This window comes from Streptacidiphilus jeojiensis, from assembly GCF_042510965.1.
Taxonomy (GTDB): domain Bacteria; phylum Actinomycetota; class Actinomycetes; order Streptomycetales; family Streptomycetaceae; genus Streptacidiphilus; species Streptacidiphilus jeojiensis.
The window spans coordinates 60,013-76,377 of record NZ_JBEUKS010000011.1 but is presented as its reverse complement, the minus strand read 5'-3'; the positions used below and the strand labels follow the sequence as shown (position 1 = coordinate 76,377).

General features: G+C 72.6%; 11 protein-coding genes. 3 read left to right on the top strand and 8 right to left on the bottom strand.

Annotation, left to right across the window (positions count from 1 at the left end):
- Positions 1 to 4: 4 nt before the first annotated feature.
- Complete coding sequence (locus ABUW04_RS27835) at positions 5 to 493, top strand: MarR family winged helix-turn-helix transcriptional regulator (protein ID WP_380567054.1); 489 nt, start codon at positions 5 to 7, stop codon at positions 491 to 493.
- A 75-nt stretch (positions 494 to 568) separates the two neighbouring features.
- Positions 569 to 2,038 carry an MFS transporter gene (locus ABUW04_RS27830; RefSeq protein WP_380567052.1) on the top strand — a complete coding sequence of 490 codons (1,470 nt, stop codon included), beginning with the start codon at positions 569 to 571 and terminating at the stop codon, positions 2,036 to 2,038.
- A gap of 93 nt (positions 2,039 to 2,131) precedes the next feature.
- Here the strand turns inward: ABUW04_RS27830 and ABUW04_RS27825 are convergent, their stop codons facing one another.
- Positions 2,132 to 5,041, bottom strand: coding sequence for a vitamin B12-dependent ribonucleotide reductase (locus ABUW04_RS27825; protein WP_380567050.1), 2,910 nt, complete (start codon positions 5,039 to 5,041; stop codon positions 2,132 to 2,134).
- 177 nt (positions 5,042 to 5,218) lie between these two features.
- Entirely contained in the window at positions 5,219 to 5,719 is a 501-nt protein-coding gene (gene nrdR / locus ABUW04_RS27820) for a transcriptional regulator NrdR (RefSeq protein WP_030259129.1), read from the bottom strand.
- A gap of 680 nt (positions 5,720 to 6,399) precedes the next feature.
- Between nrdR and lexA the strand changes: the two genes are divergently transcribed.
- On the top strand, positions 6,400 to 7,137 hold the full coding sequence (gene lexA / locus ABUW04_RS27815; protein ID WP_051725920.1) for a transcriptional repressor LexA: 738 nt from the start codon (positions 6,400 to 6,402) through the stop codon (positions 7,135 to 7,137).
- Positions 7,138 to 7,202: 65 nt separating this feature from the next.
- Here the strand turns inward: lexA and ABUW04_RS27810 are convergent, their stop codons facing one another.
- Genes ABUW04_RS27810 through ABUW04_RS27785 form a run of 6 tightly spaced genes read right to left on the bottom strand, consistent with a single transcriptional unit; the run spans position 7,203 to position 16,351 of the window.
- Positions 7,203 to 9,338, bottom strand: coding sequence for an ATP-dependent DNA helicase (locus tag ABUW04_RS27810; RefSeq protein ID WP_380567048.1), 2,136 nt, complete (start codon positions 9,336 to 9,338; stop codon positions 7,203 to 7,205).
- Positions 9,339 to 9,377: 39 nt separating this feature from the next.
- On the bottom strand, positions 9,378 to 10,757 hold the full coding sequence (locus ABUW04_RS27805) for a lysine N(6)-hydroxylase/L-ornithine N(5)-oxygenase family protein (RefSeq protein WP_380567046.1): 1,380 nt from the start codon (positions 10,755 to 10,757) through the stop codon (positions 9,378 to 9,380).
- 44 nt (positions 10,758 to 10,801) lie between these two features.
- Positions 10,802 to 11,491 carry a GNAT family N-acetyltransferase gene (locus ABUW04_RS27800; RefSeq protein WP_380567044.1) on the bottom strand — a complete coding sequence of 230 codons (690 nt, stop codon included), beginning with the start codon at positions 11,489 to 11,491 and terminating at the stop codon, positions 10,802 to 10,804.
- A gap of 56 nt (positions 11,492 to 11,547) precedes the next feature.
- Positions 11,548 to 13,437, bottom strand: coding sequence for an IucA/IucC family protein (locus ABUW04_RS27795; protein ID WP_380567042.1), 1,890 nt, complete (start codon positions 13,435 to 13,437; stop codon positions 11,548 to 11,550).
- Positions 13,434 to 14,954, bottom strand: a complete 1,521-nt coding sequence (locus tag ABUW04_RS27790; protein WP_380567041.1) for a pyridoxal phosphate-dependent decarboxylase family protein — start codon at positions 14,952 to 14,954, stop codon at positions 13,434 to 13,436. Before ABUW04_RS27790 ends, ABUW04_RS27795 begins: the two co-directional genes overlap by 4 nt.
- Positions 14,951 to 16,351, bottom strand: a complete 1,401-nt coding sequence (locus ABUW04_RS27785) for a diaminobutyrate--2-oxoglutarate transaminase family protein (protein WP_380567333.1) — start codon at positions 16,349 to 16,351, stop codon at positions 14,951 to 14,953. The genes ABUW04_RS27790 and ABUW04_RS27785 overlap by 4 nt, the downstream gene beginning before the upstream one ends.
- Positions 16,352 to 16,365 lie beyond the last annotated feature (14 nt).

The window sequence follows — 16,365 nt, the reverse complement described above, 5'->3', positions numbered from 1 at the left end:
GGGCATGACCTCCATGACGCCCACACGCACCGAGCCGGACCTGTCGTTCCTGCTCGACCACAGCAGCCATGTGCTGCGGACGCAGATGTCGGCGGCGCTCGCCGAGATCGGTCTGACCGCCCGGATGCACTGCGTGCTGATCCACGCCCTGGAGGAGGAGCGCACCCAGGCCCAGCTCGCGGAGATCGGCGACATGGACAAGACCACCATGGTGGTCACCGTGGACGCCCTGGAGGAGGCCGGCCTGGCCGAGCGCCGACCGTCGAGCCAGGACCGCCGGGCGCGGATCATCGCGGTGACCGCGAGGGGCGCCCAGGTCGCCGAGGAGAGCCAGCGGATCGTCGACGACGTCCACCAGCGGGCCCTCGGCTCGCTGCCGCCCGATGCCCGCGCGGCCCTGCTGAACGCACTGAACCTGCTGGTCGGCGACCATCTGGCAACGGCGGCCGCAGCCCCGCGGTCGGCTCGCCGGGCACGGCAGCGCGAGAAGTAGGGCTGAAACAGATCGTCTATAACAAAACAATCTGCTAGCGTCTCTTCTGTCGCCCCTTCGGACAGGAGAGTCCGCATGCCTGCCACAGCCCGTACCGCCGCATCCCGCACCCGTCCCCTCGCCCGTCCCCTCGCTCTTGCCGTCATCGCCACCGGCCTGCTCATGGTCGTGCTCGACGGATCCATCGTGACCGTGGCCATGCCGGCCATCCAGAACGACCTCGGCTTCTCCGCCACCGGACTCAGCTGGGTCGTCAACGCCTACCTGATCGCCTTCGGCAGCCTGCTGCTGCTCGCCGGACGGCTCGGTGACCTGATCGGCCGCAAGCGGATGTTCCTCGCCGGAACCGCCCTGTTCACCGCGGCCTCGGTACTGGCCGGAACCGCCACCACCCCGGCGCTGCTGATCGCGGCCCGGTTCCTCCAGGGCGTCGGCAGCGCCATGGCCTCCGCCGTCGGCCTGGGCATCCTGGTGACCCTGTTCACCGAGCCCGGGGAGCGCGCCAGGGCCATCGCCGTGTTCAGCTTCACCGGCGCGGCCGGTGCCTCGATCGGCCAGGTCCTCGGCGGCGTCCTCACCGACGCCCTGGACTGGCACTGGATCTTCTTCATCAACCTGCCGATAGGTCTGGCGACCCTGGCCGTCGCCGCGGTGGTCCTGCCCGCCGACCGCGGTCTCGGCCTGCGGGCCGGAGCCGACGCCGTCGGCGCGGTGCTGGTCACCGCCGGGCTGATGCTCGGGATCTACACCGTCGTCAAGGTCGAGGAGTACGGCTGGACCTCGGCCCGCACGCTGGGTCTCGGCGCGCTGGCCGCCGCCCTGCTCGCGGCGTTCGCCGTCCGGCAGGCGACGGCCCGCAATCCGCTGGTCCCGCTGCGGCTGTTCCGCTCCCGTACGGTCACCGGTGCCAACCTGGTCCAGATGCTGATGGTCGCCGCGCTGTTCTCGTTCCAGGTCCTGGTCGCCCTCTACCTGCAGCATGTGCTGGGCTACAGCGCCACCCGGACCGGCCTGGCCATGCTCCCGGCCGCCGCCGTCATCGGCGCGGTGTCACTGGGCGTCTCCGCCCGGCTCAACGCACGCTTCGGCGAGCGCCGGGTGCTGCTCACCGGGTTGCTGCTGCTGGTCGGCGTGCTCGGACTGCTCGCCCGGATCCCGGTCCACGCCCACTACGCGACCGATCTGCTGCCGGTGATGCTGCTCGCCGCCGGCTTCGGACTCGCCCTCCCCGCGCTCACCACGCTGGGCATGTCCGGCGCGAAGAGCGACGACGCCGGGCTCGCCTCGGGGCTGTTCAACACCACCCAGCAGATCGGCATGGCCCTAGGCGTCGCCGTCCTCAGCACCCTCGCCGCCGGACGCACCGGCCGGCTGCTGGCCCACGGCAGCGCTCCGGCCGCCGCCCTGACCGGCGGCTACCACCTGGCCTTCGCCGTCGGAGCGGGGCTGCTGGTCGCCGCCTTCGCGGTGGCCGCCGCGCTGCTCCGCCGCCCCGCCGACCAGCCGCAGCCGACCCGGCCCGCCGCCACGACCGTCTCCGTCTGACACCGAATCAGGCTGCGGCCGGCTCCCGAGACAGTGCGTCCCCCGAAGCGAACCGCTTCGGGGGACGCACTGTCTCGGGCTGTTGCCCCGTTGTCAGCTGCAGCCGCTGGTGGAGCCGCAGCCCTCGCAGAGGTAGCAGCTGCCGGCGCGGCGCATCTTGGTGCCGCAGGAGAAGCAGAGCGGGGCGTCGGAGTTGATGCCCTGCTGGAGCTCCAGCAGCTCGGTGGAGTTGTGCACCACCGGGGTCGGCAGCGGCTGGGCCGCGGCCGCCGGAGCCGCCGGGGCGGCGGGGGCGGACGGGACCGCCTGCGGCCTGGTGACGGCCCGCGGGGCGGACTGGGACAGGCCCTCGACATCCACGTCCTCGTCGGCCGGCTCGTAGGAGCCGGTCTCCAGGTGGCGGGTGCGCTCCTCGACCGAGTGGATGCCGAGCGCGGAGCGGGTCTCGAAGGGCAGGAAGTCCAGCGCCAGGCGGCGGAAGATGTAGTCGACGATCGACTGGGCCATCCGCACGTCCGGGTCGTCGGTCAGGCCGGCCGGCTCGAACCGCATGTTGGTGAACTTGGAGACGTAGGTCTCCAGCGGGACGCCGTACTGCATGCCGACCGAGACCGCGATGGAGAAGGCGTCCATCATGCCCGCGAGGGTCGAGCCCTGCTTGGACATCTTCAGGAAGACCTCGCCCAGGCCGTCGTCCGGGTAGGAGTTGGCCGTCATGTAGCCCTCGGCGCCGCCGACCGTGAAGGAGGTGGTGATGCCGGGACGGCCCTTGGGCAGGCGCTTGCGGACCGGGCGGTACTCGACCACCTTCTCCACGGCGGCGGGGGCGGAGGGCTTCGCCTCGGCCTTGCCGTCGTTCTTGGACTTGGCCGACAGCGGCTGGCCGACCTTGCAGTTGTCGCGGTAGATCGCCAGCGCCTTGACGCCCAGCTTCCACGCCTCGAAGTAGATCTCCTCGACCTCTTCGACGGTGGCGCTCTCGGGCATGTTGACCGTCTTGGAGATGGCGCCGGAGATCCAGGGCTGGATCGCGGACATCATCCGGACGTGGCCCATCGCCGAGATGACCCGCTCGCCCATGGCGCAGTCGAAGATCGAGTAGTGCTCGGACCTCAGTCCGGGCGCCCCGACGATGTTGCCGTGGTCGGCGATGTGCGCGACGACGGCCTCGACCTGCTCCGGCTGGTAGCCGAGGCGCTTGAGGGCGCGCGGCACGGTGTTGTTGACGATCTGCATGGAGCCGCCGCCGACCAGCTTCTTGAACTTGACCAGGGCGAGGTCGGGCTCGACGCCGGTGGTGTCGCAGTCCATCATCAGGCCGATGGTGCCGGTGGGCGCCAGCACGCTCGCCTGGGCGTTGCGGAAACCGTTCTTCGCACCGAGACGCAGCACGTCCTGCCAGGTCTCCGTGGCCGCGGCCCAGATCGGACCGTCCAGCTCGTCACCGCGCGGGGCGGCGGCGTTGGCGTCGGCGTGCTGGCGCATCACCCGCTGGTGCGGCTCGGCGTTGCGGGCGTAGCCGTCGTAGGGGCCGACGATGCCGGCCAGCTCGGCGCCGCGCTTGTAGGCGGTGCCGGTCATCAGCGAGGTGATGGAGCCGGCCAGGGCGCGGCCGCCGTCGGAGTCGTAGGCGTGGCCGGTCGCCATCAGCAGCGCGCCGAGGTTGGCGTAGCCGATGCCGAGCTGGCGGTAGGCGCGGGTGGTCTCGCCGATCTTCTGGGTCGGGAAGTCCGCGAAGCAGATGGAGATGTCCATCGCGGTGATGACCAGCTCGACCACCTTGGCGAAGGTGACCGCGTCGAAGCTGTCGTCGTCGCGGAGGAACTTCATCAGGTTCAACGAGGCCAGGTTGCAGCTGGAGTTGTCCAGGTGCATGTACTCGGAGCAGGGGTTGGACGCGTTGATCCGGCCGGACTCCGGGCAGGTGTGCCAGTGGTTGATGGTGCTGTCGTACTGGATGCCGGGGTCGGCGCAGGCCCAGGCGGCCTCGGCCATCTTGCGGAACAGGCCCTTGGCGTCGACGGTCTCGATGACCTCGCCGGTGAGCCGGGCCCGCAGGCCGTACTCGGAGCCGTTCTCCACCGCGGTCATGAACTCGTCGTTGACCCGGATCGAGTTGTTGGCGTTCTGGTACTGGACCGAGGTGATGTCGTCCCCGCCCAGGTCCATGTCGAAGCCCGCGTCGCGGAGGGCGCGGATCTTCTCCTCCTCCTTGACCTTGGTCTCGATGAAGGCCTCGACGTCGGGGTGGTCCACGTCCAGCACGACCATCTTGGCCGCACGGCGGGTCGCACCGCCGGACTTGATCGTGCCGGCGGAGGCGTCGGCGCCGCGCATGAAGGAGACCGGTCCTGAGGCGTTGCCGCCGGAGGTCAGCAGTTCCTTGGAGGAGCGGATCCGGGAGAGGTTCAGGCCGGCTCCGGAGCCGCCCTTGAAGATCATCCCCTCTTCCTTGTACCAGTCCAGGATCGAGTCCATGGAGTCGTCGACGGAGAGGATGAAGCAGGCGCTGACCTGCTGCGGCTGCTGGGTGCCGACATTGAACCAGACCGGCGAGTTGAAGCTGAACACCTGGTGGAGGAGGGCGTGGGTCAGCTCGTGCTCAAAGATCTCGGCGTCGGCCGGGGAGGCGAAGTAGCCGTTCTTCTCACCGGCGGCGCGGTAGGTCAGCACCACCCGGTCGATGATCTGCTTGAGGCTCCACTCGCGCTGCTCGGTGCCGAGCGCGCCGCGGAAGTACTTGCTGGTGACGATGTTGGTGGCGTTGACCGACCAGAAGTCGGGGAACTCCACGCCGCGCTGCTCGAAGTTGACCGAGCCGTCGCGCCAGTTGGTCATGACGACGTCGCGCCGCTCCCACTCGACCTCGTCGTAGGGGTGCACGCCGGGGGTCGTGTAGATGCGCTCGATGCGGAGACCCGCGCCGGCCTTCGGGCCGGTGGCCTTGCCGCCCTTGGCCGCACCGCCCTTGCCTGCCCGGGTACCGCTGGTGGTGTCCGTCATTGCCGCCTCCTCCTGGGCAAAACGCCCTGGGCGCCCCGCTGCTTCCCGGGGACCCGTCGTATCCGCAAAATCCGCAAATCAATTCCGCGCAGGCAGAAGCGCCCCCTCGGGCGTCCCTGGTGCGTTGGCGTGTGGTGCGTGCCGTTGTCGTGCGTGCTCAGGCTGCTGGAACGGTGCCTACTGCGACGCGGTGGCGGGAGCGGGCACGGCAGTGCCCTCCTCCGCCGCTGGAGGCCGGTCCACGCGGAGCTCCGCGATGGCGGCCTCGAAGTCCTCGAGTGATTCGTAGGCCCGGTACACCGAGGCGAACCTCAGGTACGCCACCACGTCCAGCTCCTTGAGCGGGCCGAGTATGGCCAGGCCGACGTCATGGGTGGAGAGCTCGGCGCTGCCGGTCGCCCGGACGCACTCCTCCACCCGCTGGCCGAGCAGGGCGAGCGCGTCCTCGCTGACGGGGCGCCCCTGGCAGGCCTTGCGCACGCCGCTGACCACCTTCTCGCGGCTGAACGGCTCGGTGACCCCGCTGCGCTTGACCACCATCAGCGCCGCGGTCTCCACCGTGGTGAAACGGCGGTTGCAGTCCGGGCACTGGCGGCGGCGGCGGATCGAGGTGCCGTCGTCGGTGGTGCGCGAGTCGACCACCCGGCTGTCCGGGTGCCGGCAGAAGGGGCAGTGCACGGTGCTGGTGTCCCTTCTGTCGTCGGCGTGCCGGAACAGCCGTCCCGACCGTGCGGCCGGGCGGGTTCCAGGCTGATTCTAGGCGATGGCCCAGGCGGGGCTCCACGGGGGGAACCACTACCTGTGGCCGTCGAGGACCTATGTAACCACTAGATCTGGTGCTCGCGCCAAGCCTTCGCGCACCGCGTGTCGTAGCCCGGAGCTCACGCCCAGCGATCACCGCAGGTCAGAACGGAGGGGCTGGTGGAGCGCCTGGGGAACTCTCACCCGGTTGGCCCGCGAGGGACGAAAAGTGCGGGAAGGGACCGCTGCGCCGGGATTCATGAGATCCTGCTGCTCGAACAAACGATCGCATCATCAGCCGTGCCAGCGCCTTGTACACCGCCAACCTTGATCACGTCAGGCGACCCAGGAATAATTCACTCGAACGTGTGTTTGGCGCAACCTTTCGATCGGTCATACCGTTGGCCTATTCAAAGGGAGAACGTCCGTCGAGAGGGGCCGCCGTGACCACCGCAAAAAGTAGCACCGTCCCGGTGCAGGAAAGCTCCCAGCACTCCAGCACCGCGCCCACCAGCCAGACCCAGACCCGTAGCCGGGAAGACATCGGGAATACCGTCTCGGGACTCCTTCCGAACCAGGCATCCGGTCCTTCCGCACCCCACTCCTCGGGACACTCCTTGGACGCTCTTGAGAATGCCGCGGCCGACAGCGCCGCCGACGAGACCCTCGCGGGTGAAAGCCCCGCGCGCTCCCTTCCCGGCCGCCCGCCCGGAATCCGCACCGACGAGGCCGGGCTGACCGAAAGGCAGCGCCGCGTCATCGAGGTCATCAGGGATTCCGTGCAGCGGCGCGGATATCCGCCGAGCATGCGGGAGATCGGCCAGTCCGTGGGCCTCTCCAGCACCTCCTCGGTCGCCCACCAGCTGATGGCGCTGGAGCGCAAGGGATTCCTGCGGCGCGACCCGCACCGTCCGCGCGCCTACGAAGTACGCGGCATGGATGTGGTCCGTCCGGTCCCGGAAAGCACCACCGGACGCCCGGCGACCTCGTACGTCCCGCTGATCGGCCGGATCGCCGCCGGTGGGCCGATCCTCGCCGAGCAGTCGGTGGAGGACGTCTTCCCGCTGCCCCGGCAACTGGTCGGCGACGGCGAGCTGTTCGTGCTCAAGGTGAGCGGCGACTCGATGGTCGAGGCCGCGATCATGGACGGCGACTGGGTCACCGTACGACGCCAGCCGGTGGCGGAGAACGGCGACATCGTCGCGGCGATGATCGACGGCGAGGCCACGGTGAAGCGCCTCAAGCGCGAGGACGGCCACATCTGGCTGATGCCCCACAACGCCGCCTACGAGCCGATCCCCGGCGACAGCGCGACCATCCTCGGCAAGGTGGTGGCGGTGCTCCGCCGGCTCTGACCCGGCGGCACACACGGTCTTGCGGCGGTCCCCGGAGGAGGGTGACCGCCGCAAGTCCTTTCGCGCTACCGGGCCTTCACCGGCCGGGGCGGCGCGGCGGCGGCGTTGATGGCGGCCAGCGAGCGGCGGACCTGGTTGCGGTCCGTGGTGTACCAGAAGTCCGGCATCGAGGAGCGGAAGAAGCCCCCGTAACGGGCCGTCGCCAGACGTGAGTCGAGCACCGCGACCACGCCGCGGTCCTCCGCCGCCCGGATCAGCCGGCCGGCGCCCTGGGCCATCAGCAGCGCGGCATGGGTGGCCGCCACCGCCATGAAGCCGTTGCCGCCGTGCTCCTCGACCGCCTTCTGCCGGGCGCTCATCAGCGGATCATCGGGCCGCGGGAAGGGAATGCGGTCCATCACCACCAACTGGCAGGCGGAGCCGGGGACGTCGACCCCCTGCCAGAGCGAGAGGGTGCCGAAGAGGCAGCTCTCGGTGGAGGCCGAGAAAGTGCGGATCAGTTCGCCCAGGGTGTCCTCGCCCTGGAGCAGGATCTCGCCGGGCACCCGCTCCCGCAGCGCCTCGGCCGCCGCCTTGGCGGCCCGCATCGAGGAGAACAGGCCCAGGGTGCGGCCACCGGCGGCCTCGATCAGCTCGGCGAGCTCGTCCAGCATCGCCGGACGGTCGGGCTCGCGGCCCGGCGGCGGCAGATGCCGCGCGACGTAGAGGATGCCCTGCTTGGGGTAGTCGAAGGGCGAGCCGACGTCCATGGCCCGCCAGGCGGGGGTGGACTCCGCCAGCGGCTCGCCGACGTCGTCACGGCCCGCTCCGCCGGCCGGGGCCTTCCCGTCCTCGCCGAGCCTGCCCTCCGGGCCGAGGCCAAGTGAGAGCCCGACTCCGTTGAAGTCGCCGCCCAGCTTCAGCGTGGCCGAGGTGAGGACGACCGAGCGCTCCTTGTAGAGGTTCTCCCGCAGCAGTCCGGAGACGCTCAGCGGGGCGACCCGCAGCGAGGAGGTGCCGGCGCCGAAGCGGTCGTTGTTCTCGATCCACAGCACGTCGTACTCGGAGCCCTCCAGCATCCGGTCGGTGGTGTCGTGGATGGTCTCCACCGAGGCCAGCGCCTGCTTGCGGACCGCGTCCTCGTCGCTGACGCCCTTGTCACGCACTTCGCCGATGGAGGTGATGACGGCGCGGGACGCCTCGCGGATGGCGGCGACGGCGTAGCCGATGTTCTCCGGCAACTCCTCGACCCGGCCCGGCTGGGCGATCTCCATCAGCCCGTGGAAGTTCTCCGCGGCGGCCTGGAGCTGGTCCACCGCCTTCTCGTTGGCGAGTTTGGCCGCCCGCTTCACCGCACGGTTGACCGCGCCGGTGGTCAGCTCGGCGGTGGCGATACCGGTGACCCGGGAGACCAGTTCATGGGCCTCGTCGACGATCAGCAGCTCGTGCTCGGGGAGGACCGGCGCGCCCTCCAGCGCGTCGATGGCGAGCAGCGCGTGGTTGGTGACCACCACGTCGGCGAGCTTGGCACGTTCGCGCGCTGACTCCGCGAAGCACTCGCCGCCGTAGGGACAACGGGTGGCTCCCAGACACTCCTTGGAGCTGACCGCCATCTGCGCCCAGGCCCGGTCGGAGACGCCGGGTGACATGTCGTCACGGTCGCCCGTCTCGGTCTCGTCGGCCCAGTCCCGGAGCCGCATGATGTCCTGGCCGAGCTTGCTGGTCGGGCCGCCCAGCACCTCGGCCGGGTCGAACAGCCCCTCGCCGTCGTCACTGGGCGCGCCCTCGTGCACCCGGTGCAGGCAGAGGTAGTTGGAGCGGCCCTTGAGCATCGCGAACTGGGGACGGCGGCGCAGTAGCGGCTGCAGCGCGTCCACGGTGCGCGGCAGGTCGCGCTCCACCAGCTGCCGCTGCAGGGCCAGGGTGGCGGTGGCCACCACCACCCGGTCACCGTGGGCGAGGGCGGGGACGAGGTAGGCGAGCGACTTTCCGGTGCCGGTGCCGGCCTGCACCAGCAGGTGCTCGCCGCCGTCGACGGCGGCGGCGACCGCCTCCGCCATGGCGATCTGCCCGGGGCGCTCCACGCCGCCGACGGCGGTGACGGCGGCGTGCAGGAGTTCCCCGATCCGGCCGGACCCGGCGGGGGTTTCCGCCTCGCCTGCCGGGGAGGCCGATGGGTTGTCGTCGGTGGCGCCCTCGCCGGGCGTGGGAAGTTCAGTCATGGCTCGCCCAGCCTAGAGGTCGGCACTGACATGCGGGCATCACACAGTGGCGGGCGCGGACCCGGACGCGGCTTCGGACGCTGATTCCGCTGACGGGGCCGAGGGCCGCGGCACCCCGAAGGTGGTCCAGGCGGTACGCCCGGGAAGGCGGTGCACGGTGCGGTCGGCGACGGCGTTGAGGATGGTGGCGGCCCGGTGCGCACCGAGGCCCAGGTCGGGCGTGCCCACCCCGTGCGTGTGGAGTTCGGCGTTCTGCACGTAGATGCCGCCGGTGACCTCGGCGTCCAGGCCGATCCGGTGCTCCAGGTCCACCACCAGGCGCCCCTGGTCGTCCCGGAGGACGAGTTCGCCCAGCGGGTCGAGCAGGGCCGGGCGGCGGGCGGCGTGACCGGTGGCCAGGATCACCGAGTCGGTGCGCCGGGTGTAGCCGATCCCGGTCTGCAGGTGCCGGCAGTGCAGTTCCAGGCCGCCGCTGGACGCACGACGGGCCGCCTCGACCTCGGTGCCCGGCAGGATCTCGACGTCGGCCGGGGCCGCGCCGAGGGTGCGGTCGTAGAGGGCCGAGTGGATGTCGGCCAGGGTCTCCGCGCTGGCCGCCTTGTAGAGCTGCCACTGGGCCGGCACCAGGGCGTCCTTGGTGCGGGCCGGCAGGGCGTGGAAGTAGCGGGTGTAGTCGGGGGTGAAGTGCTCCAGGCCCATTTTGGAGTACTCCATCGGGGCGATGGCCCGGCTGCGGGTGATCCAGCGCAGCTGCCGTCCGGGTGCCTGACCGCGGCTGCGGAGCAGGTCCAGGAAGACCTCGGCGCCGGACTGGCCGGAGCCGACGACGGTGACGTCGGTGCTGTCCGCCAGCGTGTCCCGCACGGACAGGTAGTCCTCGGCATGGTGCGCGACGCCGGCGCCCTGGAGTTCCGCGAACGCCGCGGGGACTACGGGTTCGGTGCCGATGCCCAGGACGATGTTGCGGGTCGCCACCGACTCGCCGTCCGGCAGCCCGATCCGGAACAGCCGGCTGTCCGCGTCCCAGGTGACCGCGTGCACCGGGCTGGAGAAGCGGCAGTTGGGCAGGCGGCCGGCGGCCCAGCGGCAGTAGTGCTCGTACTCGCGGCGGCTCAGATGGGACCGCTCGGCGAAGTAGAAGGGGAACAGCCGGTCGTGCTCGTGCAGGTAGGCGAGGAAGGTCCAGCGGCTGGTGGGATCGACCAGGGAGACCAGGTCGGCGAGGAAGGGCACCTGCATGGTCGCCCCCTCCACCATGAGGCCAGGGTGCCAGCTGAACTCGGCCTTGGCGTCCAGGAAGAGCGTCCGGAGCTCGGCGACACCGTCGGCCAGGGCGGCCAACGAGAGGTTGAAGGGGCCCAGGCCGACACCGACCAGGTCGTAGGGCGCGGCGGAGCTGGCGACTTCGGTGGTGTCCACGGCGGAGGTGCTTTCGTCAGGGGAACGGGTTCGGTGACGGGTGGTCAGACACGGTCGCGGACCATCAGGGCGGCCCGCTTGGCCGGCAGGTCGAGGTCCTGATGGTGGCGGAATCCCGCCTTGAGGAAGGCCCGTACGGAGGGGATGTTGCGCACATCGGGCTCGGCCACCACCCGCGCGGCCGAGTGGCGCTCCCTCAGCGCGCGCTCCGCGACGGCCCGCAGCAGCCGGGGGCCGACGCCGCGGCCCCGGCACTCGGGCGGCCCGAGCAGCAGGTGCACCCCGGTGTCGTGGGGCCGGGCCGGGTAGTGCCGGGCGATCGGGTCGAGATCGGCCCGGTAGAGCTCCCAGTAGCTCATCGGCGTGCCGTCCAGCAGTCCGAGGCAGGGGGCACTGCGGCCGTCGCCGTCGAGTTGGGCGCTGATGTGCTGCTCCGTCAGCTCGGCCGGTCCGGAGAGTTCCCAGAAGGCGGCGACCACCGGGTCGTTCATCCAACCCGCGACCAGGGACAGGTCCCTCGGCAGCCGTACCGGGTGCAGCCGGAACTGGCCGACCGGGGTGTCCATCACGCCCCAGCGGCCGATCCCGTCGAGCAGGTCGGCGGCGGGCAGCCGGGGCCGCGGCGGGCGCGCCGGCGCCTGCGCCGGGACGGCGCCGCGCGACGGGGGGAGGGAGTCCGGGGGGAGGGAGTGCGGGGCGAGGTGGTGCGGGGTGAGCACGTGGTGCCAGGGCACCGGACGCCCCGGTCCCGAGCCCGGTCCTGACCCCGGTGCGGGGATCGGCGGCCGGCTCACCGGGACGCCCCCGGGGCCGGTGCGGAGCCGGCGCCGGGGCCGGCGGCGACCTGGCCCGGGCCGGCAGCCGTCACCAGCGGATTGTCGACGGTGACGTACACCGACTGTGTCTCCACCGGGCCGACCAGCTCGTCCAGGCCGTTCAGCCGGGTGCGCAGATTGGCCTTGCAGCGCAGGGTCGGGGCGTCGAGGAGTCGGGCAGGCAGGCCGGACCCGGTGGCGGCCGCGGCGGAGCCGGCCAGGAATCGGCGCAGTGCGGCCAGCAGCAGCTGCTCGTCCGCGAGCCGTTGCGACCCGAACGCGCCGACCAGGCCCAGCAGATGGTTGATGCCGAGGTAGTAGCCGAAGCGCTCGTCGGCGACGGTGTCCGGGACGAAGGTGTCGCTCCGGGTGCCGATCCCGGGCAGTCGGGCGTCCAGGGCGGCCGCGCGCGACTCCCGGAAGTAGTAGCCCTGGTTGTCCCGGTAGCGGCCGCCGACCGGCCAGCCGTGGGCGTCCAGCTCCACCAGGCTGTTCTGCTGGTGCGCCTCCAGCGCGATCCCGGCCTGCCCGTCCAGCCAGAGCAGCGGCAGCACCACGACGTCGAGGTAGCGCAGGAACCACTCGGTGGCCACGGTGGCGGTGGGGCGGCCGCTGCGGGCTGCGAGCCGGTGCAGCAGGTCGCCCAGTCGGGAGGCTGCCGGAATGCCGCCCTCGGTGCGGCTCGGGCGTTCGGCGACCAGGCCGGCCACGCACAGCACCCGCTCCGCGGCGCCGAAGGGGTTCTGCCGGATCACGGTGTCCAGACCTCCGGCTCCCTCGGTACCCGCCGCCCCCGCCAGGTCCGCGCCGATCCAGGCCGGATCGCGGACGATGTCGAAGCCGGGGTGGGCGGCCCGCCACTCCTCGCCGAGTCCGCCGGCGAGCAGCCGGTGCACCTCCACGCCCCGGTGCAGTTCCTTGCGCAGGTTCTCCCGGCGGGAGTTGGTGATCCGCAGCCCCAGCGACAGCTTCAGCATGAACGGGGCGCCGGGCCGGTGCACCGTGCGCAGCGAGGAGGTGGGGTACCAGAGCGGCCCGGACGGCCCCAGGTCGTGCAGCCGTCCCTCGCCGAGCAGCCGGTGGACGTCCTGCCGGTGCGTCAGTTCCCGGGCTTGCCAAGGGTGCAGCGGAAGTGCGACGGTGCCGGGCGGCAGCGGCCGGGCGTCCGGTCCGCGCAGCGCGGCGGTGATCGCCGCGGCCGGGGAGGGCAGCGCCGAGTCCGAGGCGGCCAGCTCCTGGTCGACGGCGAACCAGTGCAGCCGGTGCGCACCGCGCAGTTCCGGCGAGAAGGCGGCGGCCTCGGACTCGCCCAGGCCCTCGCGGCTCTTGGGGGTGGGATGCAGTGGATGCCCCAGCAGCAGGGCCTGTTCACCGTCCAGGAACGGGCTGGTGCCGGGCGGCGGCTCCGGGGCGCGCCGGTGTTCGGCGATGAACGCGGCGGTGCGGCGGACCGAGTCCACGACGCGTCCGGCGAGGTCGGCGACATGGCGCGGGGCGACGGGTTCGCCGCCGGAGCCGCCGCGGGCCAGCAGCGCCGCGACGGTGACCGCGTCGACCGGATGGCCGCCCTCCCGGCCGCCGGCCCCCGCGACCAGGACCGCGCGGCCGAAGCGGTGCCAGCCGCAGGGCGACCAGTAGCGGACCGGGACCACCAGGTGCAGCCCGTCGCCCAGGGCCACGGTGAGCAGGTCGCCCGGTGGACCGGTGATGCCGGTCTCCCGTACCCAGCAGCGCAGCAGGCTCTCGGTGGCCGCGCAGTCGGCGGCCACCGCCGGATCCGGGTGCAGCAGCGGATCGGTGTCCGCCGCCGGGTCCGGTCCGGTCTGGCCCTGCGCGGGGACTCCGCCACGGGCAGCAGTGCTCACGAGTTGGTCTCCCGTTGTTCGTCGGCGTCCGGCGGTTCGCTGTCGGCGCCTGCGGCGAGGACGAGTTCGATCAGTCGGTCCAGCTCGGCCGTGCTGGTGCCGGGGTTCAGCAGGGTGAGCTTGAGCCGCACCGAGCCCGGCCCGCTGCCGAGTTCGGTGCGGCCGACGACGGCGCTGCCCTGTTCGAGCAGGCGTCGGCGGAGCGCGGCGTTCACCCGGTCCGTCTCCGCACCCGCTGCGGCGCCCCGCTGCGGCAGGTACCGGAACAGCACCGTGGTGAGCACCGGCTCCGCGGTCAGCTCCAGTCGGGGTTCGGCGGCGATCCGCTCCGCCGCGTACCCGGCGAGGTCGTGGCAGCGGTCGACCAGCGCGCCGAGACCGGCCCGGCCGAGGGTGCGCAGGGTGACGGCGACCTTGAAGGCGTCCGCCCTACGGGTGGTCCGCAGCGAACGGCCCAGCAGCGAGGTGTAACCGGCGTCTTCGTCGTCCTCCGGATTGAGGTAGGCGGCACGCTGCTCCAGCGGTGCGAACATGACCGCCTCGCGTACCAGCAGCACCCCGGCAGCGATCGGCTGCCAGCCGAGTTTGTGCAGGTCCAGCCCGATGGTGTCGGCCTCCGACAGCCCGTCCAGCAGCGGTGCCAGCCGCCGCGAGAACAGCGCTCCGCCCCCGTAGGCGGCGTCGACGTGCAGCCGAACCCGGTGCCGGCGGGCGACGGCCGCGACCGCGGCGAGCGGGTCGACGGCCCCCAGGTCGGTAGTCCCGGCCGTTGCGACGACGCAGCAGGGCACCCGTCCGGCGGCCCGGGCGTCGGCGAGGGCCCAGTCCAGCACCCGGGGGTCCATCCGGCCGTCCGGCGCGGTCTGCACCGGGACGACGGCGTCCCGGTCCAGGCCCAGCAGCGCGGCGCCCCTGGCGATGGAGAAGTGGGCGGCCTGCGAGCAGTGCACGGTGAGCCGTCCGGAGGCGAACTGCTCCCTGGGGAAGGCGTCCCGGGCCAGCAGCAGCGCCATCAGATTGGACTCGGTTCCGCCGCCGGTCAGTACGCCGGCTGCGGCCTCCGGCCGGGCAAAGCCGACCAGTCCGGCGAGCGCCCGGACCACCGCCAGCTCCACCGACGTGCTGCCGGGGGCCTGGTCCCAGGAGTCCAGCGAGGGATTGACCGCGGCCGTCGCCAGCTCCGCCGCGACCGCGACGGCCAGCGGCGGCACATGCAGATGGGCCGCGCAGGCGGGGTCGGCAGGATCGGCGGCGGTGGCGGCCAGCGCTTCGACCAGTGCTTCCAGCGCGCCCGGATCGCCTTGCTCGGGAAGGAGCGCCGACGGCGCCAGCAGCGCCCGCAGCCGCTCCGCCACGGCCGCGGGGCCGCCGGGCGGCAGCGGGCCGCCCCGGCGCGCTGCACCCCGGCGCAGCGCCGCGAGCACCTCCGCGACCAGCGGCTGGAGCGCACCCGGGCCCGCGGTTCCGCCCGCGAGAGCGGATCCCGGCGGGCGGTCGAACGGCTTCGGCGCGGTCACCGGTACTCCCCCGCCCGGGCCGGCGGAAGGCCGCGGTGCGCCGCCGAGGCGGCGTGGACGGCCTCGCCCAGGCGCTCCAGCACGGTCTCCGCCTGCTCGTCGGTCATGGTCAACGGTGGCAGCAGCCGCAGCACGCTGTCATGGCGGCCGCCCAGTTCCACGATCAGCCCGCGCCGCAGTGCCTCCTGCCGCACCGCCGCAGCCAGCCCCGGCGCGGCCGGACGCGCACCGAGCGGGTCGGCGTCCGCCTCCGGGTCGACGATCTCCACCCCCAGCATCAGCCCGCGGCCGCGGACGTCGCCCATGGCCGGCAGCAGGCAGTGCAGCGCGCGCAACCCGGCCAGCATCCGCTCGCCGAGGGCCGCGGCCCGCTCCGCCAGCCTCTCCTCCCGCACGAAGCGCAGCGTCGCGGCGCCGGCCGCCATGGCGAGCTGATTGCCCCGGAAGGTGCCCGCGTGCGCGCCGGGCGCCCAGACGTCGAGCTCACCCCGGTAGACGACGGCGGCCAGCGGAAGGCTGCCGCCGACCGCCTTGGACACCACCATGACGTCGGGGACCACGCCGGAGTGCTGCACCGCCCAGAACGCCCCGGTCCGGCCCACGCCGGTCTGCACCTCGTCGACGATCAGCGGAATGCCGTGGGCGGCGCTGATCCTGCGCATCTCGCGCAGCCAGCCGTCGGGGGCGGGAAGCACACCTCCCTCCCCCTGGACCGGTTCGACGATCATCCCGGCGGCCGGCTCCACCCCGCCCTTGGGGTCCGCCAGCAGCGACTCGGTCCAGCGCGCCGCGATCCGCGCGGCCTCCGGACCGCCCAGCCCGAACGGGCAGCGGTAGTCGTAGGGGAACGGCAGCCGTACCGGGCGCCCCGACGCGCCGCCGAGCCCGGCCGCGCGGTCTCCACCGGCGGCCAGTGCCCCCGCGGTCATGCCGTGGTAGGCCCCGGTGAAGGCGAGCAGGCCGCTGCGCCCGGTGGCGGTGCGGACCAGCTTGAGGGCCGCCTCGACCGCGTCCGTGCCGGCCGGCCCGCAGAACTGGATCCTGGCGTCGCGGGCGAACTCCTCCGGCAGCGAGGCGAAGAGCTCGGTGGTGAACGCGTCCTTGACCGGCGTCGCCAGGTCCAGCACGTGCAGCGGAGCGCCGGAGTCCAGCAGCTCGCGGATCGCCTGCAGCGCCACCGGGTGGTTGTGGCCCAGGGCGAGGCTCCCGGCTCCGGAGAGGCAGTCCAGATAGCGTCTGCCGTCCGCCCCCTCCACCGTCATGCCCTGCGCCCGCACCGGGACGATCGGCAGCGAACGGGCGTAGGTACGGGCCGCGGACTCGCGGGCGGCCTGACGGCCGAGGATCGCCTCGGGATCGACGGCGGAAGCGGCGGCGGCTGGGCCCGGGGTCGGCAGGGCCCCGGCTGGTG

What these genes read in the sequence shown, in the direction of transcription:
- ABUW04_RS27810 (WP_380567048.1), bottom strand. Translation starts at nt 9,338, where the DNA reads ATGACTGAACTTCCCACGCCCGGCGAGGGCGCCACCGACGACAACCCA.
- ABUW04_RS27835 (WP_380567054.1), top strand. Translation starts at nt 5, where the DNA reads ATGACCTCCATGACGCCCACACGCACCGAGCCGGACCTGTCGTTCCTG.
- ABUW04_RS27825 (WP_380567050.1), bottom strand. Translation starts at nt 5,041, where the DNA reads ATGACGGACACCACCAGCGGTACCCGGGCAGGCAAGGGCGGTGCGGCC.
- ABUW04_RS27830 (WP_380567052.1), top strand. Translation starts at nt 569, where the DNA reads ATGCCTGCCACAGCCCGTACCGCCGCATCCCGCACCCGTCCCCTCGCC.